The 26,353-nt window shown below is 62.3% G+C and carries 25 protein-coding genes, 2 pseudogenes and 1 riboswitch; of the genes and pseudogenes, 21 read left to right on the top strand and 6 right to left on the bottom strand.

The window, feature by feature from the left end; genetic code table 11:
* Positions 1-10: 10 nt before the first annotated feature.
* Complete coding sequence (gene purM, locus PCOSP_RS21915) at positions 11-1,069, bottom strand: phosphoribosylformylglycinamidine cyclo-ligase (protein WP_047700498.1); 1,059 nt, start codon at positions 1,067-1,069, stop codon at positions 11-13.
* A 364-nt stretch (positions 1,070-1,433) separates the two neighbouring features.
* On the opposite strand from purM, the gene PCOSP_RS21910 reads away from it, so the two are divergent.
* From PCOSP_RS21910 to PCOSP_RS21885, 6 genes and pseudogenes are all read left to right on the top strand, one after another.
* Complete coding sequence (locus PCOSP_RS21910) at positions 1,434-2,492, top strand: DUF2066 domain-containing protein (RefSeq protein WP_175363126.1); 1,059 nt, start codon at positions 1,434-1,436, stop codon at positions 2,490-2,492.
* Between the two features lie 32 nt (positions 2,493-2,524).
* Complete coding sequence (locus tag PCOSP_RS21905; RefSeq protein ID WP_139647948.1) at positions 2,525-3,598, top strand: AI-2E family transporter; 1,074 nt, start codon at positions 2,525-2,527, stop codon at positions 3,596-3,598.
* Positions 3,599-3,755: 157 nt separating this feature from the next.
* Positions 3,756-4,460, top strand: coding sequence for a DnaA regulatory inactivator Hda (hda, locus tag PCOSP_RS21900; RefSeq protein WP_003178999.1), 705 nt, complete (start codon positions 3,756-3,758; stop codon positions 4,458-4,460).
* A gap of 212 nt (positions 4,461-4,672) precedes the next feature.
* Positions 4,673-5,298, top strand: a pseudogene (locus tag PCOSP_RS21895) (C40 family peptidase).
* Positions 5,299-5,463: 165 nt separating this feature from the next.
* Positions 5,464-5,997: a C40 family peptidase gene (locus tag PCOSP_RS21890; protein ID WP_139647950.1), complete on the top strand. Its 534-nt coding sequence runs from the start codon at positions 5,464-5,466 to the stop codon at positions 5,995-5,997.
* Positions 5,998-6,012: 15 nt separating this feature from the next.
* The gene (locus PCOSP_RS21885; RefSeq protein ID WP_139647952.1) at positions 6,013-6,675 is read left to right on the top strand and encodes a class I SAM-dependent methyltransferase; all 663 of its coding nucleotides are present in this window, start codon (positions 6,013-6,015) and stop codon (positions 6,673-6,675) included.
* A 183-nt stretch (positions 6,676-6,858) separates the two neighbouring features.
* Here PCOSP_RS21885 and PCOSP_RS21880 read toward each other — a convergent pair whose 3' ends face one another.
* Together PCOSP_RS21880 and PCOSP_RS21875 are read right to left on the bottom strand one after the other, a co-directional pair.
* Complete coding sequence (locus tag PCOSP_RS21880; protein WP_464709516.1) at positions 6,859-8,169, bottom strand: PQQ-dependent sugar dehydrogenase; 1,311 nt, start codon at positions 8,167-8,169, stop codon at positions 6,859-6,861.
* Between the two features lie 66 nt (positions 8,170-8,235).
* The gene (locus PCOSP_RS21875; protein WP_139647956.1) at positions 8,236-8,820 is read right to left on the bottom strand and encodes a hypothetical protein; all 585 of its coding nucleotides are present in this window, start codon (positions 8,818-8,820) and stop codon (positions 8,236-8,238) included.
* Positions 8,821-8,980: 160 nt separating this feature from the next.
* Positions 8,981-9,180, top strand: a riboswitch (cobalamin riboswitch).
* Between the two features lie 81 nt (positions 9,181-9,261).
* Here PCOSP_RS21875 and cobO point away from each other — a divergent pair.
* The 13 genes and pseudogenes from cobO (at position 9,262) to PCOSP_RS21810 (ending at position 20,847) form a co-directional block, all read left to right on the top strand.
* Positions 9,262-9,888, top strand: coding sequence for a cob(I)yrinic acid a,c-diamide adenosyltransferase (cobO, locus tag PCOSP_RS21870; RefSeq protein ID WP_139647958.1), 627 nt, complete (start codon positions 9,262-9,264; stop codon positions 9,886-9,888).
* Entirely contained in the window at positions 9,885-11,285 is a 1,401-nt protein-coding gene (locus tag PCOSP_RS21865; protein ID WP_464709514.1) for a cobyrinate a,c-diamide synthase, read from the top strand. Before cobO ends, PCOSP_RS21865 begins: the two co-directional genes overlap by 4 nt.
* A complete protein-coding gene (bluB, locus tag PCOSP_RS21860; protein WP_464709513.1) occupies positions 11,282-11,932 on the top strand; it encodes a 5,6-dimethylbenzimidazole synthase in 651 nt (216 codons plus the stop codon). The genes PCOSP_RS21865 and bluB overlap by 4 nt, the downstream gene beginning before the upstream one ends.
* Complete coding sequence (cbiB, locus tag PCOSP_RS21855) at positions 11,929-12,837, top strand: adenosylcobinamide-phosphate synthase CbiB (RefSeq protein ID WP_175363132.1); 909 nt, start codon at positions 11,929-11,931, stop codon at positions 12,835-12,837. The genes bluB and cbiB overlap by 4 nt, the downstream gene beginning before the upstream one ends.
* A complete protein-coding gene (gene cobD / locus PCOSP_RS21850) occupies positions 12,830-13,822 on the top strand; it encodes a threonine-phosphate decarboxylase CobD (protein ID WP_464709512.1) in 993 nt (330 codons plus the stop codon). The genes cbiB and cobD overlap by 8 nt, the downstream gene beginning before the upstream one ends.
* Positions 13,819-15,270 (top strand): cobyric acid synthase, encoded by a 1,452-nt coding sequence (locus tag PCOSP_RS21845; protein WP_175385806.1) that lies wholly within the window; start codon positions 13,819-13,821, stop codon positions 15,268-15,270. Before cobD ends, PCOSP_RS21845 begins: the two co-directional genes overlap by 4 nt.
* Positions 15,271-15,386: 116 nt before the next feature.
* On the top strand, positions 15,387-15,908 hold the full coding sequence (gene cobU / locus PCOSP_RS21840) for a bifunctional adenosylcobinamide kinase/adenosylcobinamide-phosphate guanylyltransferase (protein ID WP_175363134.1): 522 nt from the start codon (positions 15,387-15,389) through the stop codon (positions 15,906-15,908).
* Positions 15,905-16,959, top strand: a pseudogene (gene cobT / locus PCOSP_RS21835) (nicotinate-nucleotide--dimethylbenzimidazole phosphoribosyltransferase). Before cobU ends, cobT begins: the two are co-directional and overlap by 4 nt.
* Positions 16,956-17,531, top strand: coding sequence for an alpha-ribazole phosphatase family protein (gene cobC / locus PCOSP_RS21830; RefSeq protein WP_139647974.1), 576 nt, complete (start codon positions 16,956-16,958; stop codon positions 17,529-17,531). Before cobT ends, cobC begins: the two are co-directional and overlap by 4 nt.
* A gap of 2 nt (positions 17,532-17,533) precedes the next feature.
* Positions 17,534-18,265 carry an adenosylcobinamide-GDP ribazoletransferase gene (locus tag PCOSP_RS21825; RefSeq protein ID WP_464709511.1) on the top strand — a complete coding sequence of 244 codons (732 nt, stop codon included), beginning with the start codon at positions 17,534-17,536 and terminating at the stop codon, positions 18,263-18,265.
* Between the two features lie 182 nt (positions 18,266-18,447).
* On the top strand, positions 18,448-18,852 hold the full coding sequence (locus tag PCOSP_RS21820) for a MarR family winged helix-turn-helix transcriptional regulator (RefSeq protein WP_464709510.1): 405 nt from the start codon (positions 18,448-18,450) through the stop codon (positions 18,850-18,852).
* 52 nt (positions 18,853-18,904) lie between these two features.
* Positions 18,905-20,113: an MFS transporter gene (locus tag PCOSP_RS21815; RefSeq protein WP_464709508.1), complete on the top strand. Its 1,209-nt coding sequence runs from the start codon at positions 18,905-18,907 to the stop codon at positions 20,111-20,113.
* A gap of 182 nt (positions 20,114-20,295) precedes the next feature.
* Entirely contained in the window at positions 20,296-20,847 is a 552-nt protein-coding gene (locus PCOSP_RS21810; protein WP_464709507.1) for a glutathione peroxidase, read from the top strand.
* Positions 20,848-20,937: 90 nt separating this feature from the next.
* On the opposite strand, the gene PCOSP_RS21805 is transcribed toward PCOSP_RS21810, so the two are convergent.
* The 3 genes from PCOSP_RS21805 to PCOSP_RS21795 form a co-directional block, all read right to left on the bottom strand.
* Positions 20,938-22,227, bottom strand: a complete 1,290-nt coding sequence (locus tag PCOSP_RS21805) for an OmpP1/FadL family transporter (RefSeq protein WP_139647983.1) — start codon at positions 22,225-22,227, stop codon at positions 20,938-20,940.
* Positions 22,228-22,372: 145 nt separating this feature from the next.
* Positions 22,373-22,855, bottom strand: coding sequence for a hypothetical protein (locus tag PCOSP_RS21800; protein WP_139647985.1), 483 nt, complete (start codon positions 22,853-22,855; stop codon positions 22,373-22,375).
* A 275-nt stretch (positions 22,856-23,130) separates the two neighbouring features.
* A complete protein-coding gene (locus tag PCOSP_RS21795) occupies positions 23,131-23,355 on the bottom strand; it encodes a hypothetical protein (RefSeq protein ID WP_008051046.1) in 225 nt (74 codons plus the stop codon).
* A 909-nt stretch (positions 23,356-24,264) separates the two neighbouring features.
* Here PCOSP_RS21795 and PCOSP_RS21790 point away from each other — a divergent pair.
* Positions 24,265-24,588, top strand: a complete 324-nt coding sequence (locus PCOSP_RS21790; RefSeq protein WP_139647987.1) for an SEL1-like repeat protein — start codon at positions 24,265-24,267, stop codon at positions 24,586-24,588.
* Between the two features lie 190 nt (positions 24,589-24,778).
* Positions 24,779-26,167, top strand: coding sequence for a DNA recombination protein RmuC (locus PCOSP_RS21785; RefSeq protein WP_464711985.1), 1,389 nt, complete (start codon positions 24,779-24,781; stop codon positions 26,165-26,167).
* Positions 26,168-26,353: the final 186 nt, after the last annotated feature.

Here is a 26,353-nt window from a genome sequence, read left to right as displayed (position 1 = left end):
TTTTCCTGCATCAGTGAGCCTTGAGGTTTTTCAGCTCGACCTGGGCAGCGCCTTCGGCCGCGGTTGCGATCTGGCCGATGACCCAAGGCTGTTCGCCCGCTTCACGCAGCACGTTCAAGGCGGTCTCGACGTGCTCCTGAGCCACGCAGATCACCATGCCCACGCCGCAGTTCAGCACGCGGTGCATTTCGGTTTCGTCGACGTTGCCTTTCTCTTGCAGCCAGTCGAACACCGCCGGGCGGGTCCAGCTTGCCACGTCGACCACCGCCTGGGCGCCTTTTGGCAGGACGCGCGGGATGTTGTCCAGCAGGCCGCCGCCGGTGATGTGGGCCATGGCCTTGACGGCGCCGGTGTCCTTGATCAGCTTGAGCAGCGGCTTGACGTAGATGCGGGTCGGGGCCATCAGCAGGTCGGTCAGTGGCTTGCCGTCGAGCTGGATGTTTTCGATGTCGGCGCCGGACACTTCGATGATCTTGCGGATCAGCGAGTAGCCGTTGGAGTGCGGGCCGGAAGACGGCAGGGCGAGCAGGGCATCGCCGGTGGCGACTTTCGAGCCGTCGATGATCTCGGCTTTTTCCACGACGCCGACGCAGAAGCCGGCCAGGTCGTAGTCTTCGCCCTCGTACATGCCTGGCATTTCAGCGGTTTCGCCGCCGACCAGGGAGCAGCCGGACAGTTCACAGCCGGCACCGATGCCAGTCACGACCTGGGCGGCGGTGTCGACGTTCAGCTTGCCGGTGGCGTAGTAGTCGAGGAAGAACAACGGCTCGGCACCGCAGACCACCAGGTCGTTCACGCACATGGCCACCAGGTCGATGCCGATGCTGTCGTGTTTGTTCAGGTTCAGCGCCAGGCGCAGCTTGGTGCCCACACCGTCGGTGCCCGAGACCAGCACCGGTTGTTTGTAGCCGGCCGGGATCTCGCAGAGGGCGCCGAAACCGCCCAGGCCGCCCATGACTTCCGGGCGCGCAGTGCGCTTGGCGACGCTCTTGATGCGTTCGACCAATGCTTCACCGGCGTCGATGTCTACACCGGCGTCCTTGTAGCTCAGGGAGGGTTGCTTGCTCATGATCCAGGCCTTTAGGGGGGATTTCTGGGTAACGACCGATCGCCGGGGCCTTTGAATAACCGTTGTACGAATTATTCCGGGTGCCCAGCCATTGCCGGTCTGCGAAGGCGCGCGATTTTATCAGGCTTGTGGGGCAGCGGCCATCCTCGCGCCGACGGGCAGGGACATATCCGAGGAAAAAAACCGATATTTCTTCTGTTGGTGCTGCGCGGTGCGCCTGTATAAGGTGTAGCGGTAACCGGCTATGGTTACGCGGTGCGAAACTTCCATCGGGTGTGTGAATGTTTTGCCAGGTGCTGTGGTCACAGCCATGCTCCGTTTCTTCACACGGCTTGTTCCAGTCGTTTATGTCCGGGAATATTCCATGCGTTTGTTCAAATTCTTGTCCGTGGGCTGCTTGTCGCTGATCAGTCTGGCGAGCCATGCCGAAACCCTCAACGGCCTCTATCAAGTGCTCGAACCGGTGAGCAGCCAGACGCCGGAAGAGCGTGACCAGGCGACGTTGCGCGCCCTGGATACGCTGGTGCTGCGCCTGACCGGTGACGCCAAGGCCGCCCAGAACCCGGGGCTGGCGGCGATCCGCAAGGACCCGCAGCAGATCATTCTTCAATATGGCTACGACGCTGGTCCTCCGGAAAGCCTCAAGGTCGACTTCGATCCGGCGAGCACCGACCGGGCCTTGCGCTCGGCAGGGCTGTCGCTGTGGGGCGTGAACCGACCATCGATCCTGGGCTGGTGGCTCAACGACTCGGCTGAAGGCTCCAGCCTGGTGGGCGATGGTCAGGCCAGCGCCACGCCGTTGCGCCGTGCCGCCCAGCACCGGGGCCTGGCGCTGCACTTGCCGCTGGCGGACTTGAGCGAGCAGATCGTTGCCACCGCACCGAACCTGGAAGGCAGCGATCCGGCGCCGTTGCACGATGCCTCGGAGCGATACGCGGCGGATGCCCTGCTGGCGGTCCATGCCAAGGAAGAGGGCGGTCAGTGGCACGGGACCTGGCGCCTGTGGCTGGGCGACCAACGCGAGCAAGGCACTGTCCAGGGCGCCGATCAGGCTGCGCTGGCCGATGCGGTGATGCTGGCGGTGAGTCAGCGCCTGGCGCCGCGCTTCGTGGCCAAGCCGGGTGTGGCCACCGAGCAGTCGTTGGAAGTGCAGGGCATGAATCTTGAGCGTTATGCCGCCCTTGGGCGTTTGCTCGAACCGTTCGGTGGGCAGGTGCAGCGGGTCGAAGGTGACCGGATCGTCTATCGGGTCAACGGCAGCGCGGAGCAACTGAAGGCGCAACTGGCCCTGGCGAAGCTGCAGGAAATTCCCGCCGGTGAAGCGGTTGCCCCGACGCCTGCGGTTCCGCCGGCTACAGATGGAACGGTTCCGGCAGCAGCACCGGCGCCCGCGCCGACGGCCAGTCTGCGGTTCCGCTGGTAGATTTTCTTTCTTTATATAGCTGGGAGTGGTTCATGGGCGATACGCGGCGTTGGTTCTGGTTGGGCGGGATTGCCCTGCTGTTCGCGTTTATCTATCTGCTGCATCCGATTCTGACGCCGTTCCTGGTTGCGTTGCTGCTGGCTTATCTGTTTGACCCGGTGGTGGATCGCCTGGAAAAGCTCGGCCTGTCGAGAACCTGGGGCGTAGTGGCGGTATTTACGCTGTTCACCTTGATTGTCAGCGCCCTGTTGCTGGTCTTGATACCGATGCTCGCCAAGCAATTGGTGCGTCTGTACGAACTGGCGCCACAGATGCTCGACTGGTTGCAGCACACGGCGGTGCCGTGGGTGCAGTCGAAACTGGGGTTGGCGGATGGTTTCTGGAAGTTCGACAAGGTCAAGGAGGCCATCAGCGCTCACATGGGCCAGACCACCGACATTGTTGGCGTCGTGCTGAGCCAGGCCACCGCCTCGGGCCTGGCGCTGATCGGTTGGCTGGCCAACCTGGTGCTGATTCCGGTCGTGAGCTTCTACCTGTTGCGGGATTGGGACTTGATGATGGCCAAGGTCCGCAGCCTGCTGCCCCGTCATCGCGAAGAGCGCATCATGACCCTGGCCGGTGAATGCCACGAAGTGCTGGGCGCCTTTGTGCGTGGGCAGTTGCTGGTGATGGTGGCGCTGGGCTTCATCTATGCGGCGGGGTTGATGCTGGTGGGTCTGGAGCTGGGGCTCCTGATCGGCATGATCGCCGGGTTGGCCGCCATCGTTCCGTACATGGGGTTCGTGATCGGCATTGGCGCGGCATTGATCGCCGGGTTGTTCCAGTTTGGCGGCGATCTCTACCCCATGGTGGGCATCGTGGCGGTGTTCATGGTGGGCCAGGCTCTGGAAGGCATGTTGCTGACGCCGTTGCTGGTGGGGGATCGCATTGGCTTGCATCCAGTGGCGGTGATCTTCGCGATCCTGGCGGGCGGCGAGTTGTTCGGCTTCACCGGGATCCTGCTGGCGCTGCCGGTGGCAGCCGTCATCATGGTGCTGGTGCGGCACATGCATGATTTGTACAAGGATTCGGACATCTACAGCGGCGCCGAAGACCCCGAGCTGTAGGGTGAATGTCAGGAAAACCGTCGCTCCCTGGCGTTGTCGCTGCAAACCTTTGATTTTGCTCGTGGTCCGGCGCATTGTGCGGCCCGCGCCACGGGTATAGACTTTGCCAACTTTACACAGAGGCCACTCACGGTTCCTTTGGAGCTGTCCAGCCAGCATGAAACCGATTCAGCTGCCCCTAGGTGTGCGTCTGCGTGATGACGCCACCTTTATCAACTACTACCCAGGCGCCAATGCCGCTGCACTCGGCTATGTCGAGCGGCTTTGCGAAGCCGACGCTGGCTGGACCGAGAGTCTGATCTATCTGTGGGGCAAGGACGGGGTAGGGCGCACGCACCTGTTGCAGGCCGCTTGCCTGCGGTTCGAGCAGTTGGGCGAGCCGGCGGTATACCTGCCGCTGGCCGAGTTGCTGGATCGCGGCGTGGAAATCCTCGACAACCTTGAACAGTACGAACTGGTCTGCCTGGACGATCTCCAGGCCGTTGCCGGCAAGGCTGATTGGGAAGAGGCGCTGTTCCATCTGTTCAACCGGCTGCGGGACAGCGGTCGGCGCTTGCTGATCGCTGCCTCGACGTCGCCACGGGAGCTGCCGGTGAAACTGGCGGATCTCAAGTCCCGTCTCACCCTGGCGCTGATTTTCCAGATGCGTCCGCTGTCCGATGAAGACAAGCTCCGTGCCTTGCAGCTGCGTGCTTCCCGCCGTGGCCTGCATCTGACCGACGAAGTCGGGCATTTCATCCTCACCCGTGGCACCCGCAGCATGAGTGCGCTGTTCGAATTGCTCGAACGCCTCGACCAGGCTTCCCTTCAGGCCCAGCGCAAGCTGACTATTCCTTTTTTGAAAGAAACCTTGGGCTGGTAGAACCGTTGCCAGTAGTGGCTCCTGGCCTTGTCCGGACACGGCGAAACCCGCGGTCCTGCTGGGCGGCAGGCCACATGACTTTCAAAATGGGCTTAAGCGCTTAGATGTAAACGTAAAACCGAGAAGTCACATTTGCATCGATTGAATTTGCAAATGAAGTCGATAGAAGGCATAGTCTCGCCATCTTTACTACTTCAGCCACGGTCGTGCCCATGCTAAATCGCTTCGCACCCCTCGTGCCTCTCGCACTCGTTACCCTGTTGTTCGGTTGCGCTGCCCACTCCCCAGTGTCCCAGCAAGTACAACAACCACAGGTTCAGAACACCGTTACCGCCCAGTCTTCCTCCGTCTCCTTCCAGGAAGAAATGGCCAACGACAAAGAGCTGGCAGCCTTCGCCGGCAACAAGCCTTACCAGCTTCCGGTGCTGGCCGACAGCATCCTGGAACGCGGCATGTCGTTGATCGGCACCCGTTACCGTTTTGGTGGCACCTCTGAAGCCGGCTTCGATTGCAGCGGTTTCATCGGCTACCTGTTCCGCGAAGAGGCCGGCATGAGCCTGCCACGCTCCACGCGGGAAATGATCAACGTGAACGCCCCCTGGTGGCACGTAATCAACTGGAACCCGGTGACCTGCTGTTCTTCAGCACCAGCGGTCGTCGCGGACGCGTCAGCCACGCCGGTATCTACCTGGGCGACAACCAGTTCATCCATTCCAGCAGCCGCCGTAGCGGTGGTGTGCGGATCGACAGCCTGGGTGACACCTACTGGAACAAGACTTTCATCGAAGCCAAGCGCGCCCTCGCCATGGCTCCGACCGTGGTCACCGCTCGCAAGTAAGCGCACAGTTTGTAAGGCAAACTTAAAGTCTTACTTGAAGTTTGCCTCATAGCCGCTAGAATCCTTGATCATTGATTGATGGCAATCCGCCTGCGTACTCCGCAGGCGGATTTGTTTTCATGTCCACGGCAGAAAAGCCGCATCCAGATCAGGATTGTTCTGCATATGTCGACGTCGGCCCGCCTCGCTCTTATCTGCCTTGCCGCACTGCTCAGCGCGTGCGCAAGCCGTACGCCACCCCCCGCGCCTGTTCGGGCTCCAGTGGTCTTTGCTCCCTCGCAACCTCTGCCTCCGGCCGCCGAAGATGTGCTCTTCCGGGCGTTGGGCCTGGTTGGGACGCCCTACCGCTGGGGCGGCAATACGCCGGATTCGGGTTTCGATTGCAGTGGTCTGATCGGTTACGTCTACCGTGATGCCGCCGGTATTTCCCTGCCACGTTCGACCCGCGAGATGATCGGCATGCGCGCCCCGGATGTCGGCAAGGACGCGCTGCAGAGTGGTGACCTGATTTTCTTCGCCACCAACGGTGGCTCCCAGGTCAGCCATGCGGGGATCTACGTCGGTGAGGGGCGCTTCGTTCATGCGCCGGCCACCGGCGGCACGGTCAAGCTCGACAGCTTGTCCAAGGCCTATTGGCAGAAAGCCTATCTGAGCGCCAAGCGGGTGCTGCAACCGGAACACTTGGCGCGTTATCCCTGATTCGCGGAGGTTGTCATGACCGCTCGCACCCTCAATCTCGATGATGCCCTTTACCAGTATCTGCTGGACGTTTCCCTGCGGGAGACGCCCTTGCAGCGACGTTTGCGGGACGAGACCCAGGCGCTGCCCATGGCGCGCTGGCAGATAGCGCCCGAGCAGGGTCAATTCCTGGCATTGCTGGTGAAGCTCACCGGCGCCCGACGCTTGCTGGAAGTCGGTACGTTCACGGGCTACAGCGCGTTGTGCCTGGCCTCGGCCTTGCCGCAAGATGGTTCGTTGATCTGTTGCGATATTCCCGGCGACTACAACGCCGTGGCGCTGCGTTATTGGCGCGAAGCCGGGCTGGCCGAGCGGATCGAGCTGCGCCTGGCGCCGGCCCTGGAAACCCTCGACGACCTTGAGCGCCAAGGGCAGGGCGGCACGTTCGACCTGATCTTTATCGATGCCGACAAGGCCAACTACCCGGCTTACCTGGAGCGTGCGCTACGGTTGCTGCGCAGAGGTGGGTTGGTGATGTTCGATAACACGCTGTGGAGCGGACGGGTGCTGGAAGCCCAGCCCCAGAGCGAGGACACCCGCGCCATCCAGGCCCTGAACCGCGCCTTGAAGGATGACCGACGGGTGGATCTGTCGCTGTTGCCGTTGGGGGATGGCTTGACCTTGTGTCGCAAGCTTTAAGCGCAGTTCCTGATTGGAATGACATTTGTGGCGAGGGGATTTATCCCCGTTGGGCTGCGCAGCAGCCCTAAAACCAGACCATTCGGTGTATCAGGCAGATTGAGTTGACTGCTTTGGAGCTGCTGCGCAGCCCAGCGGGGATAAATCCCCTCGCCACAAAGTTCTCTGCAGGCCATTGGCAGCTTATTTACCCGACACCCGCCACACCTTGTTTCCCACGTCATCGGCCACCAGCAAGCCGCCTTGCTTGTCGATCACCACGCCCACCGGCCGGCCCTGGGCTTTTTCATCTGCATTCAGGAACCCGGTCAGCACATCCACGGGTTCTCCCGCCGGTTTGCCGCCGTTGAACGGTACGAATATCACTTTGTAGCCGCTGTGGGGCTTACGGTTCCAGGAACCATGCTGGCCAATGAACGCGCCTTCGGTGAAGGGCGCAGGCAGGGCGCTGCCTTCGGCGAAAGTCAGGCCCAATGAGGCCGTGTGTGGGCCGACCGCGTAGTCCGGGGCGATGGCCTTCGCCACCAGCGCCGGGTTCTGTGGCTCGACCCGCACGTCAACATGCTGTCCGTAATAGCTGTAGGGCCACCCATAGAAGGCGCCGTCCTTGACCGAGGTGATGTAGTCCGGCACCAGGTCGCTGCCGATCTCATCCCGCTCGTTCACCGCTGTCCACAAGGCACCACTGCGCGGCTCCCAGGCCAGGCCGTTAGGGTTGCGCAGGCCCGAAGCGAAAATGCGGTGATTGCCGGTGGCGCGGTCCACTTCCCAGATCGCCGCGCGGCCTTCCTCCGCTTCCATGCCATTTTCCGCGACGTTGCTGTTCGAACCGGTGGTGACGTAGAGCTTGCTGCCGTCACGGCTGGCGATCACGTTCTTGGTCCAGTGATGATTGATGGTGCCGGCCGGCAAGTCGACGACCTTGGTCGGCTGAGCCTTGATTTGTGTGTCGCCTTCCTTGTAGGGGAAGCGGATCAGTCGATCGGTGTCGGCCACGTACAGGTCATTGCCCACCAACGCCATGCCGAATGGCGAGTTGAGGTTTTCCAGGAAGACCGTGCGGGTTTCGGCGATGCCATCATGGTTGGCGTCGCGCAACAACGTAATGCGATTGGGGCTGGGGACGCCGGCGCCGGCGCGGCCCATGACTTTTTTCATCACCCAGCCACGGATGCCCTTGGCGTCGTCGGGCTTGGGCGGGGCGTTGGTTTCCGCCACCAGCACGTCGCCATTGGGCAGCACGTAGAGCCAGCGCGGATGGTCCAGTCCCTCAGCGAACGCCCCTACTTGCAGGCCTTCGGCCGCGGTTGGCTTGGCGCCCTGGGGCCAGCCGACGGCTTCGGCGATGTTGACGGTGGGGACCAGGGTCTTGTTCGGTTCGGGCAGTTTTGGCGATGGGCCAGTGCCGTCGGAGACTTGCAGTGTGGAAGACTCGCCACAAGCGACAAGCCCTGCGGCGAGGGCGACGATCAGGAGGTGCGGTGGCTTGAGCATGCTGGCTTCCCTATGAATGCATGTGGTTATTCATAGAGAAGCATATACCGGCGATGGTTCAACCGGTCAGCCGTGGGCCTGCTTGAACAGCACGGCGATGCCCGGATGGTAATGACCGGCCTCGTTGCGCAACTTGCGATAGTTGTAAGGAAAGTACCAGGCCACGGCGCAGGTGTTTTCCTTTTGCAGGTCTTCGATCATGTCCTGGAGTTCTTCGGGCGTAGTGCTTTGCTGGGCTTTTTGCGGGGCGACGAACAGGCAGCCCAGCTTCAGGTCCGTGGCGTAGCTGATGCGCTTGGCATCGCTGGTGACATCCAGCAGGGGCTGGGTCAGGTTGAGGCTCTTGACCTTCGGCCAGCGTTGGGTGGCCTGGATGAATGCGCGATCCTCGGCACCGGCGATGAACAGGTCGGCACTGACGTTGCGTTCGCCTTCTTCATTCTGTTTGCGGGTTGCGGTGTGTTGCAGCGTGACCATCTCGGCCATCCAGGCGGCGGCCGAGAGCAGGCCGAGGTTGGCTTTTTCATCGAACCAGTAAGGCGTGTCGTTATCGCCGCGCACGGCGTTGTAGCGATCGATACAGTCAAACCAGCGTTCCAGCACCGGGCGCAGGAATTCCAGCCTTGGATTGCTGATGATCATGCCTTGCATGTTTTTTGCCCTCTTGTTTTTGTGATATCGGGTCGTAATGCCTATTTGATATCACTTGCCGCAGCGTGACACAAGATTGGCGTCACTTTATTGATCCAGGCCCATGATCAGTGCTGGGCTCGTGGCGGCTTTAATTGACGCTCCATCCCCAACCCTCTAACCTTCGCGACTTGTTTCAGGTGCTCTGTGACCCGGGTCGACAGAGTGAAACAGGGAAACCGGTGAGAACCCGGCGCTGCCCCCGCAACGGTAAATGAGTCAAAGCTGCCAGCAAGCCACTGTGTCTCGACATGGGAAGGCGCGCAGCCCGGCATCACGCCGCTCATGAGCCCGGAGACCGGCCTGATTCATCCAACGGCATCACGGTGGGCGATGCCAGGCTTGTTGCCGTCTTTTCCTGTGCCCGCCTGCCGTTATCCAGTTCCCAACGGAGGCTTCCCCATGACCGGCTCCCCCAATACAGATGCGTCCGACCGCGACGAGCGTCACCTGGCGCGCATGCTGCGCAAAAAAGCCGTGATCGACGAGCGTATCGCCAATGCCCCGAACGAATGCGGCTTGCTGCTGGTGCTGACCGGCAACGGCAAGGGCAAGAGCAGTTCGGCCTTCGGCATGCTGGCCCGGGCCATGGGGCATGGGATGCAATGTGGCGTGGTGCAGTTCATCAAGGGCCGCAATAGCACCGGTGAGGAGTTGTTCTTCCGGCGCTTCCCGGAGCAGGTGCGCTTTCATGTCATGGGCGAAGGGTTTACCTGGGAAACCCAGGATCGACAGCGCGACATCGCAGCCGCCGAAGCGGCCTGGGCCGTGTCGCGCCAGTTGCTGAGCGATCCGTCCATTGGCCTGGTGGTGCTCGACGAACTGAACATTGCCCTCAAGCATGGTTACCTCGATCTCGATCAGGTCCTGAGCGATCTGCAGGCGCGTCCTCCCATGCAGCATGTCGTGGTGACCGGTCGCGGCGCCAAGCCGGAAATGATCGAGCTGGCGGACACCGTCACCGAAATGGGCATGATCAAGCACGCCTTCCAGGCCGGCATCAAGGCACAGAAAGGCGTCGAACTGTGAGTGACGCTTCGTTTCCGGACCGCCAATGCCCGGCGGTGCTAATTGCCGCCCCGGCGTCGGGGCAGGGCAAGACCACCGTCACCGCCGCCCTGGCCCGGTTGCATCGCAACCAGGGGCGCAAGGTGCGCGTATTCAAATGCGGCCCCGATTTCCTCGACCCGATGATCCTGGAGCGTGCCAGTGGCGCGCCGGTCTATCAATTGGACATGTGGATGGTCGGCGAGCAGGAAAGTCGACGGTTGTTGTGGGAAGCTGCCGCCGAAGCGGACCTGATCCTGATCGAAGGGGTGATGGGGTTGTTCGACGGCACGCCGTCCAGCGCCGACCTGGCGCGGCATTTCGGTGTGCCGGTGCTGGCGGTGATCGACGGCACGGCCATGGCCCAGACCTTTGGCGCCCTGGCCCTCGGGCTGGCGCGCTATCAGCCGGACCTGCCCTTCGCCGGCGTGCTGGCCAACCGTGTCGGCACCGTGCGTCATGCACAATTGCTTGAAGGCAGTCTCACCGAAGGCCTGCGCTGGTACGGCGCGTTGTCCCGGGAAACCGGGATCGAACTGCCGAGTCGTCACCTCGGGCTGGTCCAGGCCAGCGAGCTGAACGACCTGGACCTGCGCCTCGACGCCGCAGCCGAGGCCCTGGCCGGCAGTTGCGAAGTGACGCTTCCGCCGGCGGTGACGTTCGCCGCTCCCGAGGTGAGTGCCGCCCAGCCGTGGCTCGACGGGGTCCGTATCGCTGTGGCCCGGGACGAAGCGTTTGCCTTCACTTATGGGGCGAGCCTCGATTTGCTGCGGGCCATGGGCGCGCAGCTGCGCTTTTTTTCACCGATCCATGACCACGAGCTGCCCGAGGCGGACAGCCTGTACCTGCCTGGCGGTTATCCTGAACTGCATCACCTTGCCCTGGCGCGGAACGCGCCGATGCTGGCGGCGATCCGCGCTCACCACGACGCTGGCAAACCGTTGTTGGCGGAGTGCGGCGGCATGCTGTATCTGCTGGATTCACTGACCGATGTCGAGGGCAATCGCGCCGAGCTGCTCGGTTTGCTCGCCGGTGACGCGCAGATGCAGAAGCGCCTGGCCGCCCTGGCGCTGCAATCGGTGGAACTGCCGGAAGGCAATCTGCGCGGACACACCTACCATCATTCGCTGACCAGCACCGACCTGGAGCCAATCGCCCGTGGTCATAGCCCTAACGGTGGGCGTGGCGCGGAGGCGGTGTTCCGGCAGGGGCGGATGACAGCTTCCTATGTGCATTTCTATTTTCCGTCGAATCCGAGGGCCATCGCCGCGCTGTTGGCGCCGGACCCTGAAGCCGCTTTCGCGAGCAAGCCCGCTCCCACATTGGATGGGTGTTCACAATTCTCTGTGGGAGCGAGCCTGCTCGCGAAGAGGCCATGACTGACAACGCATTCCCTAAGGCCGAACGCGACGCCATCTACCGCGCCATCGCCGAACGCCGCGACATGCGGCATTTCACTGGTGGCACCGTGGAACCCCAGTTGCTGCGCCGGCTGTTGGAAGCCGCCCACCAGGCACCCAGTGTGGGCCTGATGCAACCTTGGCGGTTCATCCGCATCAGTGACCGCGCCCTGCGGGCAGCTATCCGGGAATTGGTGGAACAGGAGCGCATCCGCACCGCCGAGGCCCTGGGCGAACGCAGCGATGAGTTCATGAAGCTCAAGGTCGAGGGCATCAATGACTGTGCCGAAATACTGGTAGCGGCGTTGATGGATGACCGCGAGCGGCACATCTTCGGCCGTCGGACTTTGCCGGAAATGGACCTCGCCTCGCTGTCCTGCGCGATCCAGAATCTGTGGCTGGCGTCCCGCGCCGAAGGGCTGGGGATGGGCTGGGTTTCGCTGTTCGAGCCCCAGGCCCTGGCCGATCTGCTGGGCCTGCCTGCGGGCGCCAAGCCCCTGGCGATACTCTGCCTCGGCCCGGTGGAGAGTTTTTATCCGGCACCGATGCTCGCCCTGGAGGGCTGGGCACAACCGCGGTCACTCAATGAATTGCTCTATGAAAACCATTGGGGAGTGAACCCATGAGTGTCGCGCTGCTCAGTGCCGCCGCCGTAGCGCTGGATGCACTACTGGGTGAGCCCCGGCGTGGGCATCCGTTGGTGGCGTTCGGCCGCTTTGCCGATCGCATCGAACAACGTTTCAATTCCGGCGGGCGTGGCTGGCGCAGCCATGGGGTCACGGCGTGGGTCATTGCGGTAGTGCCGTTGACCCTGCTCGCCACGGCCCTGTCCTGGACGCCGCTGGTGGGGTGGCTGGTGGATATCCTGGCGTTGTACTGCGCCCTCGGCCTGCGCAGCCTCGGCGAGCATGTCGAGCCGGTGGCCCGGGCGCTGCGCAGCGGCGATCTGGACGAAGCGCGCAAGCGTGTCGGCTATCTGGTCAGCCGCGAGACCCGCGAGCTGGACGAAACCGCCGTTGCTCGCGCCGCCACCGAGTCGGTACTGGAGAATGGCAGCGACGCGGTATTCGCCGCGCTGTTCTGGTTCGCCGTGGCGGGGGCTCCTGGCGTGGTGTTGTATCGCTTGAGCAATACCCTCGACGCCATGTGGGGCTATCGCAACGAACGCTTCGAGCGCTTTGGCTGGGCGGCGGCGAAAATCGACGACGTGCTCAACTACATTCCGGCGCGGCTGGTGGCGTTGACCTATGCGCTGCTCGGCAAAACCCGCCTGGCGCTCAAGTGCTGGCGCAACCAGGGCCCGACCTGGGACAGCCCCAATGCCGGGCCGGTCATGGCCGCCGGTGCCGGTGCGCTGGGCGTCGAGCTGGGGGGCGCGGCTGTCTATCACGGCGAACTGCACCAGCGTCCACCGCTGGGCGAAGGCGTGCCGGCCAGCGCGGATTCCATTGATCGCGGCTGGCAACTGGTGCAGCGCGGCGTATGGTTGTGGTTGCTGATTCTCTGCCTGGGAGCTGAGTTCTATGCTTGAGCACGGCGGACGCCTGCGCAAGGCGGCCCGGCAATATGGCATTGCCGAGGTGGATTGGCTCGACCTGTCCAGCGGACTGGCGCCGTGGCCGTTCGACGTCCCGACGATTCCATTGCGGGCCTGGGCGCGCCTGCCTGAAACCGATGACGGGCTGGAGCAGGCTGCCCGCACTTATTATGGTGCGGCCCAGGTACTGCCGGTGGCCGGTTCGCAAATGGCGATCCAGTTGTTGCCACGCCTGCGTCGCAGCGGCAAGGTCGGCGTCCTGTCGCCCTGTTACGCCGAGCACGCCGAAGCCTGGCGCCGCAGCGGTTACATCGTGCGTGAGATGCTGGAGCCGGAGGTGGATTTCTTCCTCGACAGTCTCGATGTGCTGGTGGTGGTCAACCCGAACAATCCCACGGGCCTGAACCTGAGCCCTGAACGTTTGCTGGATTGGCACGCCCGGTTGGCCCAACGCGGCGGCTGGCTGGTGGTGGACGAGGCTTTCATGGATGTCACCCCGCAACTGAGCCTGGCCGCCCATGCCCATCAGGTCGGGCTGATCGTGCTGCGTTCGTTCGGCAAGTTCTTTGGCCTGGCCGGGGTTCGCCTGGGGTTTGTCCTGGCCGAGCAGCATTTGCTCAGGTTGCTCGCCGAACAGGTCGGGCCGTGGGCGGTCAGCGGGCCGACTCGGGTCCTGGGCCAGGCTTGTTTGCTCGACACCGCCGCTCACAGCCGTCAGCGAGAGCGTTGCGAAGTCGCCAGTCAACGCCTGGCGCTGCTGCTGGCCCGTTACGGTTTCAAACCCCAGGGTGGTTGCGGGTTGTTCCAGTGGTTGATCACCGAACACGCGCAGGTGCTTCATGACTTCATGGCCCATCGCGGCATTCTCTTGCGGCTGTTCACGAACAACAGCAGCCTGCGCTTCGGGTTGCCGGCCGATGAGGCCGAATTCCTGCGCCTCGAACAGGCTTTCGAGGCCTACGCCAAGGACTTCCAATGACCACAGTGATGGTGCAAGGCACCACGTCCGATGCCGGTAAAAGTACCCTGGTTACGGCGCTGTGCCGCTGGGTCCGGCGCCAGGGTGTGAGTGTGGTGCCATTCAAGCCGCAGAACATGGCCCTCAACAGCGCCGTGACCACTGACGGTGGCGAAATCGGTCGTGCCCAGGCCGTGCAGGCCCAGGCGGCCGGTCTCGAGCCGCATACCGACATGAACCCGGTTTTGCTCAAGCCCAACAGCGACACGGGGGCCCAGGTCATCATCCACGGCCGTGCGGTCACCACCATGAACGCCGTGGCCTATCACGACTACAAGGCCATCGCGATGCAGGCCGTGCTGGCTTCCCACCAGCGGTTGAGCGCGGCGTATCCGGTGGTGATGGTGGAAGGCGCGGGGTCGCCGGCCGAGATCAATCTGCGAGCCGGTGACATCGCCAACATGGGGTTTGCCGAAGCGGTGGACTGCCCCGTGCTGCTGATCGCCGATATCAATCGCGGCGGGGTATTCGCCCATCTGGTGGGCACTCTGGAGTTGCTTTCGCCCAGCGAACAGGCGCGGGTCAAGGGCTTCATCATCAACCGTTTTCGCGGCGACATCGCCTTGTTGCAACCGGGCCTGGACTGGTTGGAAGCGCGCACCGGCAAGCCGGTGGTGGGCGTGCTGCCCTACGTGACGGACCTGCATCTGGAGGCCGAGGACGGCCTGGATCGGCGTCAGATTGACAAGGCAGAGCAGGTGCTCAAGGTGGTGGTGCCGGTGCTGCCACGCATCAGCAATCACACCGATTTCGATCCGTTGCGCCTGCACCCGCAGGTTGACCTGCAATTCATCGGCCCTGGCCAGGCCATCGCGCCAGCCGACCTGATCATCCTGCCGGGGTCGAAGAGTGTGCGCAGCGACCTGGCCCATCTACGGGCCCACGGCTGGGAAGCGGCCATCCAGCGGCATCTGCGCTATGGCGGCAAGCTGCTGGGGATCTGCGGCGGCTTGCAGATGCTCGGCCAACAGGTTCACGATCCGCTGGGACTGGAAGGCGCGCCGGGCTCCAGCGACGGACTGGGACTCCTGGCGTTCGAAACGACTCTGGAGCACGAGAAGCAGCTGCGCAATGTCCGAGGACGATTGACCCTTGAGAATGCCGAGGTCAGTGGCTACGAGATCCATGCTGGCGTGACCGTCGGCCCGGCGCTGGAACAGCCCCTGGTGCAATTGGATGATGGCCGCTGCGACGGGGCCCGGAGCCTCGACGGACAGATTCTCGGCACCTACCTGCACGGCCTGTTCGAGTCGCCCGAGTCCAGCAGCGCCTTGTTGCGTTGGGCCGGGTTGGCGGACGTGCAAGCGGTGGATTATCACGGCTTGCGCGAGCGGGACATCGAGCGGCTGGCGGATCTGGTGGAAAAGCATCTGGATACCGGGTTGTTGCGCCAACTTTGTGGGATCTAGGGTGGCTGGACTGGCCCTATCGCGAGCAGGGGATTGCGGACACCGGGCCAATGTGGGAGCGAGCCCGCTCGCGATGGGGCTGGCAGCAACACCGCCTATTTGAAAGGTAATACACCATGCTCCAACTGATCCTCGGCGGCGCCCGCTCCGGCAAGAGTCGCCTGGCTGAAAAACTCGCAGTGGGCACTCGCTTGCCGGTGACCTACATCGCCACCAGCCAACCTCTGGACGGCGAGATGAACGAGCGAGTCGCCCTGCATCGCGCGCGTCGTCCGGCCGAATGGGCGCTGGTGGAAGAGCCGCTGGCCCTGGCCCAGGTGTTGCGGGACAACGCCGCGCCAGGACAGTGCCTGCTGGTGGATTGCCTGACCTTGTGGCTGACCAACCTGCTGATGCTCGATGACGCCCCGCGACTGGGCAAGGAGCGCGACGCACTGCTGGACTGTGTGGCCGCACTGCCCGGTGAAATCATTTTTGTCAGCAACGAGACCGGAATGGGTGTCGTGCCGCTGGGCGAGTTGACTCGCCGTTATGTCGATGAAGCCGGTTGGCTGCATCAAGCCCTGGCCGAACGTTGTCAGCGTGTTGTGCTGACCGTTGCCGGCCTGCCCCTGACCCTCAAAGGTACTGCGTTATGAATCACCGCTGGTGGCTGGATCCGTGCAAGTCCCTCGATACCCAGGCTCTGGAACAAGCCGCGGCCCGTCAGCAACAACTGACCAAGCCAGCCGGTTCCCTGGGGCGGCTCGAATCGGTGGCGGTGCAACTGGCGGGTCTGCAAGGGCAGGTCAAGCCAAGCCTGGATCGACTGTGGATCGCGATTTTTGCCGGCGACCATGGGGTGGTGGCCGAGGGCGTGTCGGCCTATCCCCAGGAGGTCACCGGGCAGATGCTGCTCAACTTCGTCAGCGGCGGCGCGGCCATCAGCGTCCTGGCGCGGCAATTGGGCGCTGCGTTGGAGGTCGTGGACCTGGGAACCGTGACGCCGTCACTGGATCTGCCCGGTGTGCGGCATCTGCATATCGGGCCCGGCACGGCGAATTTCGTCCAGGGTCCGGCGATGACCGTGACTCAGGGCGAGCAGGCCCTGCAAGCCGGACGCGACAGCGTTGCTCGCGCGACTACCAGCGGCACGCAGTTGTTCATCGGGGGGAGATGGGCATCGGCAACACCACGGCGGCCAGTGCCCTGGCCTGCGCCTTGCTCGATTGCCCTGTGGCTCATCTGGTCGGGCCGGGCACGGGGTTGGACGCGGCAGGTGTCAGTCGCAAAGCCCAAGTGATTGAACGTGCCCTGATGCTGCATCGAGCCCAGAGCAGCGATCCGTTGCAGACGCTGTTCAACCTGGGTGGGTTTGAAATCGCCGCGCTGGCCGGTGCCTACCTGGCCTGCGCGCAGCAAGGCATCGCAGTACTGGTGGACGGTTTTATCTGCAGCGTTGCGGCATTGGTGGCGGTGCGCCTCAATCCCGGGTGCCGGCCATGGCTGCTGTTCGGCCATCGTGGCGCCGAACCGGGGCATCGCCACGTCCTGGAAACACTCGGTGCCGAACCGCTGCTCGACCTGGGCCTGCGCCTGGGCGAGGGCAGTGGCGCCGCGCTGGCGGTACCGCTATTGCGCCTGGCCTGTGACCTGCACGGGCAAATGGCGACGTTTGCCGAAGCGGCCGTGGCGGATCGCCCGGCATGACCTTGCGTCTGGACCTGCTGCGCCATGGCGAAACCGAGCTGGGCGGCGGCTTGCGTGGCAGCCTCGACGATGCGTTGACGGCCAGGGGCTGGGAGCAAATGCACGCCGCTGTGGCAACGGATAGCCCCTGGGATCGGCTGGTGAGTTCGCCGTTGCAGCGGTGTGCGCGTTTTGCCGAGCAGCTTGGTAGCCGACTCAACCTGCCGGTGCACGTGGACGCGGATCTGCAAGAGCTGCATTTCGGCGCTTGGGAGGGTCGCAGCGCAGCGGCGCTGATGGACACGGACGCCGAGGCCTTGGGCCGGTTCTGGGCCGATCCTTATGCTTTCACGCCCCCCGACGGTGAGCCGGTGCTGGCGTTTTCGACGCGGGTCCTGGCGGCGGTGGAGCGCCTGCACGCGGCTTACGCGGGGCAGCGGGTGTTATTGGTCAGCCATGGCGGCGTGATGAAGTTGCTGCTGGCCCAGGCCCGAGGCCTGCCCCGGGAGCAACTGCTCAACGTTGAAGTAGCCCACGGTGCGCGGTTCTCCCTTCGGGTGTCGTCCGGTCCGGTCTTTACGGAGATAAGCTGAAGATGCTGCCGTTCTGGATCGCCCTGCAATTTCTCAGCAGCTTGCCGGTTCGCCTGCCGGGCATGCCGGAGCCTGGGGAGCTTGGCCGTTCGTTGTTGTTCTACCCGCTGGTGGGGTTGTTGTTCGGTGCATTGCTCTGGGGCTTCAACACCTTGCTGCTCGGTACGCCGTTGCTGCTGCATGGCGCGCTGTTGCTGACGGCATGGGTGCTGCTCAGTGGCGGTCTGCACCTGGATGGTCTGGCCGACAGTGCTGACGCCTGGCTCGGAGGTTTTGGCGACCGCGAACGCACGCTGCTGATCATGAAAGACCCGCGCAGCGGACCGATTGCCGTGATCACTTTGGTATTGGTGCTGCTGCTCAAGTTCGCGGCGTTGCTGGCGCTGCTCGAACAAGGGCAGGCCCTGGTGTTGCTCATCGTGCCGGTATTGGGGCGTGCGGCGCTGCTGGGTCTGTTCCTGACCACGCCTTATGTGCGTGCCGGCGGGTTGGGCCAGGCACTCGCCGACCACCTGCCGCGACCCGCGGGGTGGCAGGTCTTGTCGGCCTGTGCGCTGGGGTGCGTGCTGGTGGCGGGCTGGACCGGGATCTCGGCGCTGATCATCGCCGTGGTGGTGTTCATCGCCTTGCGGCAGATGATGTTGCGCCGGCTGGGTGGGTGCACCGGCGACACCGCCGGGGCCTTGTTGGAGCTTCTTGAGATGGCAGTGTTGGTGGGGATGGCATTGATCTGACGCCACGCGGAGGTCTGTGGGAGCAAGGCTTGCCCGCGATGAAGACACCTCGATATCAAGACTCACCGCGTTGACTTCATCGCGGGCAAGCCTTGCTCTCACAAGTTGTTGCCACAGGTTTTCCTCGTCAAGCGATACATTTAAATTTGCATTCATCCAGTTAACGGGTATATACACGCATCATGCTTCCTTCCCAATGTCTGTGCATCAACCTGCGTCGCGCCGCTCGAGGCGTCAGCAGGTATTACGACGGCGCTCTCGATGGCTTCGGGATCAACGTTGCCCAGTATTCTTTGCTGAGCAACCTGGCGCGCCTGGATCAGCCGAGTATTTCGTCCCTGGCCGAGGCCATGGGCCTGGACCGCAGCACCCTGGGGCGCAATCTTCGGGTGTTGGAAGGCGAGGGGCTGGTGGCGCTTGCCGAGGGTGAGGACATGCGTAACCGCATCGTCGTGCTGACGCAAGCCGGACGCGACCGACTGGCGGCGGCATTGCCCGCCTGGGAAGCGGCGCAACAACGATTGATCGATAAACTGGGCACCGAGAAGCGCACGGCATTGCTGGCCTTGCTGGATGAACTGGCGTGAAGCCGGTTCGTTCGATAATAAGCGGGTATATACCCGCGAGTGGAGAATAAAAATGGCATCGATGTGGCGTACCTGTGGTTGGGTCCTGGTGGGCAGCGCGCTGATCCTGGCGTTGTCCCTGGGTGTGCGGCATGGCTTCGGGCTGTTCCTGGCCCCCATGAGCACCGAGTTCGGCTGGGGCCGTGAGGTGTTCGCCTTCGCCATCGCCCTGCAGAACCTGATCTGGGGCCTGGCGCAGCCGTTTACCGGGGCGCTGGCCGACCGCTTCGGTGCGGCGAAAGTGGTGCTGATCGGCGGTGTACTCTACGCCGTGGGCCTGGTGTTCATGGGGTTGTCGGATTCCGCTTGGTCGCTGTCATTGAGTGCAGGGCTGCTGATCGGTATCGGTCTGTCCGGTACGTCTTTCTCGGTGATCCTCGGGGTGGTCGGTCGGGCTGTGCCGCCGGAAAAACGCAGCCTGGGCATGGGTATCGCCAGTGCCGCCGGCTCCTTCGGTCAGTTCGCCATGTTGCCGGGTACTTTGGGCCTGATCGGCTGGCTCGGCTGGTCCGCCGCACTGCTGGCCTTGGGCTTGCTGGTGGCGCTGATAGTACCGCTGGTGAGCATGCTCAAGGACACGCCGATGCCCTTGGCCGGCCATGAGCAGACCTTGTCCGAAGCGTTGCGCGAAGCGTGCAGTCATTCCGGGTTCTGGTTGCTGGCGTTCGGCTTTTTCGTCTGCGGTTTCCAGGTGGTGTTCATTGGTGTGCATCTGCCGGCGTACCTGGTGGACCAACACCTGCCAGCCACCGTCGGCACCACGGTGCTGGCCCTGGTCGGGCTGTTCAATATCTTTGGCACCTACACCGCCGGCTGGCTCGGCGGACGTATGTCCAAGCCACGGCTGCTGACAGGGTTGTACCTGACGCGGGCGGTGGTGATCGGCGTGTTCCTCTGGCTACCGGTCACCACCACCACGGCCTATGCATTCGGCATGGCGATGGGGTTCTTATGGCTTTCCACCGTGCCTTTGACCAACGGCACCGTGGCCACCCTGTTCGGTGTGCGAAATCTCTCGATGCTGGGTGGGATCGTGTTCCTGTTCCACCAGTTGGGATCGTTCCTGGGCGGTTGGTTGGGCGGCGTGGTGTATGACCGCACCGGCAGTTACGACTTGATCTGGCAGGTCTCCATCCTGCTCAGTCTGCTGGCGGCGGCGTTGAACTGGCCGGTGCGCGAGCGCCCGGTGGCGCGCCTGCAGGTTCAGGCCGGTGCGGCATGAGTCGCGTCGGCCCCTGGTTGGTGATTGCCGGCGCCATCCTGCTGTTGGCGTTTGCCTGGTGGGGTTGGCATCGGGGCGGATTGGCCTTGATGCAACTGGGCATGGGCAACTGCTGAGCGGTGGACGCTTCAGGCCATGACGAGTAACGTCGTGGTCTGACATGTCTTCAAGGAAGTACCTACATGCTGATGCGCTGGCTAGCTGTTCCCGCTCTGTTACTGGTTGTGACCGGGCAAGCCTGGGCAGCCGACTGCCCACCGTTGCTGGAGGGTTCGTTGCCCAAGCTGCGGGCCAAGGAAACCATCGATCTGTGCCAGCGCTTCGCCGGCAAGCCGCTGGTGGTGGTCAACACCGCCAGCTTCTGCGGGTTCGCGCCGCAGTTCAAAGGCCTCGAAGCCCTGAACCAGCGCTATAAGGATCAAGACCTGCAAGTGCTGGGCGTGCCGTCCAACGACTTCAAGCAAGAGTCCAAGGATGGCGCCGAGACGGCCAAGGTCTGTTACGTCAATTATGGCGTGACCTTCACCATGACCGAGCCGCAACCGGTACGTGGTGCCGACGCCATACCATTGTTCAAGCACCTGGCAGAACAATCCGGCGCGCCGAAATGGAATTTCTATAAGTACGTCGTGGATCGCCAGGGTAAGGTTGTTGCCAGTTTTTCCAGTCGGATTAAACCGGACGACCCTGAGTTCATCAAGGCGGTGGAAGCGGCGATTGCTTCCAGGCCCTGATCGTCAATAACGAAAAAGCCCCGGCTCTTTGCAGAGCGCGGGGCTTTTTTTCGCCTCGGATGGCGAGCGGGTCAGGCTCGCCGTGAGTCATCAGAAGCGGTAGGTTGCACCAACGCCGAAGCCGTTTGCGCTGTTTTCGTACTCAGCGTTGTAGGATTGACCCAGTCGGTTGGTACGGTTGACGTTGACTTTTTCTTCCTTGAGGTAGGAGTAAGCCACGTCGATGGTCAGGTCGTCGGTCGGACTCCAGCCGGCCCCCAGGCTGAAGATGGTCCGGTCGCCAGTCGGGATACGTGGCGAGCGGTCGGTGTTGTTGGCAGGGGACTGGTCGAAGGTCAGGCCGGTACGCAGTACCCACTGTTTGTTCAACTGGTAGGAGGTACCGAGGGCGTAAGCCCAGGTGTCATGCCAGTTCTGTTCTTCGGTGATAGTGCCCACGAGAGCTGGAGCCAACCCGCCGCCGGCTGCCGCTGTCACGCCGTCGTTATTGACCGTGATGTCTTTCAGTCGGCTCCAGCGAGTCCAGGTACTGCCTGCATAGACTGTCCAGGCATCGTTGATTTGCTGGGTGACGGAGAAGTCGGCCGATTCAGGCGTGGTGATATCCAGCGAGGCGTCATAGCGTCCGTTTCTCAGGAAAGCGGCTGGAACGCCTGCGCCCGGGGTGACCTCGGTGTGGCCTTCGAGTTTGTACTTGACCTTGGAGTGGTAGGTCAGGCCGACGCGAGTGGTGTCGGTTGCCTGGACCAGGAGGCCGATGTTGTAGCCGTAGCCAATGTCATCACCTTTGATCTTCACGTTGCCATCGGTGCCGGGCAAAGGCGCCGGTAGGGTCAGCGCCGATTCCAGCTGACCGGAAATACGGTTGATCGTCGGACCAAAACCAATCGACACCTTGTCGTTGAAGGCATAGCTGACAGTAGGCTGGAAGGTGATGACCTTCACTTCGCTCTTGCTGCCGAAGTTGCGTCCCTGGAAGCTGTTTTCATAGTCGGTGATCAGGCCGAATGGGGCGTAGACACCCAGGCCGAACGCCCATTGATCATCGATAGGCTTGACGTAATAGCCCATGGGTACGGCAGTGAACGGCACCATATCGCCGTCGTTGCTACCGGTGCGGCTGCCGCTGGCATCGTTGATGTCGGTCGAAGCATCGATGGCCGCCAGGCCACCCGTCACTTGCTGGCGCTTGAGGCGCGACATGCCGGCAGGGTTGCCAAACACGGTACTTGCATCATCGGCAGAGGAAGAACGACCCGCGAAACCAGTGCCCATGCCACTGATACTCTGTTCGTTCAGGGCGAAGCCGCTGGCGAACAATTGAGTGGAGGCCAAAGTTACGGCGAGGCCAAGGGTGGTTTTGAGCATCATTTTTTTCATTGTTAGAACTCCGTGTGGTCACCGAGGCGAAAACTACCAACATTTTTGCTCAAGCGCTATAGCCTGTTTTGCGTGAGTTAGAGCGGTTTTGTAGGACAATCCGACCAGATTCGCGGCCGTTGTAGGAAGTTTCCAAACATCCTCTTCAACAGGCGACCTGATTCAGCGATGAAACACATTGTTGCCAGGCGCAGGTGAAGTCCCGCAGGCGCCCTTGGGGGTGAAATGTCTGGCGCCAGATCCGGGCCATGCCCAGCAGATCATCGGCATCGGGAAGCGGGGTGTTTTGTTCCTCCACCAGCAGCCAGGCGATGGCAGTGGCGTAACGCAGGTTGACGGTCAGTTCCAGATGCGGACCGCTGAGAAAGGCATGTTGGCTGGCCAGGCCGCGCACGAGGCTGGCGCGCTCCGGATCCAGCGCCAGGTAATGATCCCAGAGTGCTTTGTGGCGGGGTTCGGTGATGCGATACAGGCCATGGCCGCGACGGTCGTGCAAGGCTGAACCCAGGCCGGACTGGCTGGCGGCAATGCCCAGTAACAAGGACTCCGCCGTTGCGCTGTGGCGCCCCAGGTAAAGGAGCGTCGGGCGGATCACATATCGACACAGTTCGCTGGCAGCGATACCCATAACACCCTCGAAGCGTAAGAGGGGCGGAGCCTGGAAGCGTGGGGCTTGGCAGCGGTGGATCGGTCCAGGCTCCGCCGACAGCGGATCATGCCGCTTGACTTGAAGTGTAGTGTCATATTCCCGTTGTAAAGGACTGTTTTTAAATCATCTTCCGCCAGTGGTTATAACTGTTATATCCGTTGGTGCTTAAGCCGTTTCGCTTTATCGAGAAACTTCAGGCAATAAAAAGCCCCGCTTTTCGGGCGGGGCCTTTGGGTTTTCAGCGTTCTGGCGTTTCAGGCAACCAGTGCCTGACGGGTACGCTCGATCACGGCCTGCAGCGGTTCTGCGCTGGAGTATTGATCGGGGTACAGGCGTTCGCTGTGACGAGCGATGCCGTGTTCGTTGACCAGCGTGAAGCTGAAGCAGCCTTTGCGAGCGGCCATGATCAGGCAGTTCATTGGAGCAAAAGCGTTGGTTAGGGTGCGGATGGCATCCTGTGTCTGGATTTGAGTCGACATGTTATGGGTGTTCCTACAAATGACACGGTTAAGAACCGTGCAACGTTAAAACGTTCCAGTAACGTCGACCACCATTGGTCGAACGAAGAACCCGACTGGAACAAAGCAGCCAGTTTGAGCGCTATATGAATGTGCGCGCTTGGGCTGGCAGGTAGGTACTTAGGAGGGCAGGCGACACAGCAGGGGCAAAGGTTCTGGGCCCAGGGTGAAGATCCTGATCAATTTTGCAGGTTGGTTCGGTCAGAGTAACGAGCTTGGCAACACCCTTTGTATTCAGTCAAAGGCTGTGTTGGCGCAAGATTTACCTGGAAACCATCGAGGGGGTCGGTCTCTGTTATCGGTGAGGCATCCCTTGGGGATGGCTGACCGTGGAGATGTGTTCGACCCGGAATTGACTTTCAGCTTGGTACTAACGGCGCGGATGTTAACGGATCGAGTTGCAGAAGGGAAGTCTGTTGTTCAAAAAATATCCAGATCCGCTGCGTTTGGTCGGATGATCTGGGTAGGGCGTCGTGCCATATTGGGTCGGGTTATCCCCAGGCTTACCGCCAAATGCATCAAGAAAGCGCACCGATATAACCGCTCTGGGTGTTACTTGTGCACACTCCCCAGGGACTTTGTCACCGAACTGTCATGTCGCAACAATCCGGGGTGGGTGCCTGTATCCAAAATTTAAGTCAATGAAAAACATCGCTTTTTTTTACTGGTGAAAAAATCGTCAGTTTGAGCGCAGCCCCCGTCCCATAGGGCTTTCGCCCTCTTCAGGGGGGTTGTCCACTGAGTTATCCACAGCTTCTGTGGATTGTCCCAAGCACTTGCTCTAGCACGGGCGTGCCGGTTTTTTTCGGCTTTACCCACACGAAAAAAGGAGTAGAGTGGCGCGCCTTTCGATCTGCCCCATAGTGCGTTATGAAGTTTCGCTCAGTATCAAATCCTGTTACTTCCACACCCCCAAGTGTTACCCCGCCCAAGCGCATGTCGATGCGGGTCGCCGAGTGGTTGCTCGACAGCCCGCGGCTCGGAGAAAGCCCCAGCGTCAAGCACCTGGCCGGGCGCCTGCTCAAGCAACCGGCACGGGAAGGTGTCGTGGCTGCGCAAAGTCGCCTGGGTCGGTTGATGTGCCGTGAGTGCGGTAACGCCCGGGACCGGCGCATCGGTCAGGATCTGCTGCGCCAGGCCGCCCGGGCAGGGGATCATCGAGCCCGGCAGGCCCTTCTTGAAATAGAAGACTGAAATAGCAGGGCTGAGCTGGGCAACCTCCAGCGGCTTGGTTAACCTTCGGGCTTTCATCTGATCGACAGGATTTGTCATGGCTATGGATTTGACCAGCCTGTTGTTGGGCCTGGCGGGCGCTGCGGTGCCGTTGCTCGCACTGGCCTGGCACCTGCAGCGCCAGGCCAGTGCCGCGCAGACCGACGTGGCGCTGCTGGAAGAGCGCCTGGCCACCGCGCACATGGCACATGATGGCCTGAATGCCCAACTCGATGCCTGCCGCGACGAAATCAGTGACCTGAGCCAAGCCAACGGAGCCAAGCAAGCCGAACTCGCGGCGGCCTGTCGGGAAGTCGAACTGTTGCAGATCGAGCGCGATAACGCTCGGGACGCGGCTCATGCCTGGAACCTGGAGCGTGCCAGCAAAGAGGCGGAACTGCGGCGGCTCGATGCCCAGGCGGCGTCGCTGCATGCCGAACTGCGCGAGCAGCAGGAAAACCATCAGCAACGCCTGGATGACCTGCAAGGTTCACGGGACGCGCTGCGGGCGCAGTTCGCCGAGCTGGCCGGAAAAATCTTCGATGAGCGTGAGCAACGTTTTGCCGAAACCAGCCAGCAACGCCTGGGGCAGTTGCTCGATCCGTTGAAAGAGCGCATCCAGTCTTTCGAAAAGCGCGTCGAAGAAAGCTATCAGGCCGAAGCCCGTGAGCGTTTCTCCCTGGGCAAGGAGCTGGAGCGACTGCAACAGCTGAACCTGCGCCTGAGCGATGAAGCCACCAACCTCACTCGTGCGCTCAAGGGCCAGAAGACCCAGGGTAACTGGGGCGAGTTGATTCTGGAACGGGTGCTTGAGCACGCTGGCCTGGAGAAAGGCCGTGAGTATCAGACCCAGGTCAGCCTCAAGGGTCCGGATGGCGAGCGGTTCCAGCCTGACGTGTTGATTTACCTGCCCGGCGACAAGCAGGTGGTGGTCGATTCCAAGGTCAGTCTCACTGCCTATCAGCAGTATGTGGCCGCTGAAGATGACGCCATCGGCCAGCTTGCCCTCAGGCAACACATCGTGTCGCTGCGGGCCCATGTCAAAGGACTGGCCGGCAAGGACTACAAACGCCTGGACGGTTTGCACAGCCTGGATTTCGTCTTGTTGTTCGTACCGATCGAAGCGGCGTTTTCCGCTGCCCTGCAAGCCGAGCCGAATCTGTTTCAGGAAGCCTTTGACCGCAACATTGTGATCGTCAGCCCGACCACGTTGCTGGCGACGTTGCGGGTGATCGACAGCTTGTGGAAGCAGGAGCGCCAGAGCCAGAACGCCCGGGAAATCGCCGAGCGGGCCGGGTGGCTGTACGACAAGTTCGTGCTGTTCATCCAGGACCTGGACGAAATCGGCGGCCGCCTGCAACAACTGGACAAGGCCTACAGTGCCGCGCGCAACAAGCTGACAGAAGGGCGCGGCAACCTGGTCAGTCGCACCGAACAACTCAAGCTGCTCGGCGCCCGGGCGAGCAAGCGGCTGCCGGGTGAACTGCTTGAGCGGGCGATGACCGATGAGGATGGGCTGCCCGAGTTGCCGGAAGAAGCCGATGCCAAACCCGACGCTTGACCAGGCACTAATGCAAGCCCCGTGATTGATGCGGATCCTATGGCTGATGCAAACCTTGTGGTTGATGCAAACCCTGTGGCGAGGGGATTTATCCCCGCTTGAGTGCGCAGCACTTACAACGGAGGCTGCGGCGCAGCCTGACGGGGATAAATCCCCTCGCCACAGGTTCGATGCCTGGCCGGAGCG

Source organism: Pseudomonas sp. MAFF 730105, assembly GCF_055380705.1.
Note: the sequence above shows the minus strand (reverse complement) of the source record. Positions and strands in the feature narration are given on the sequence as shown.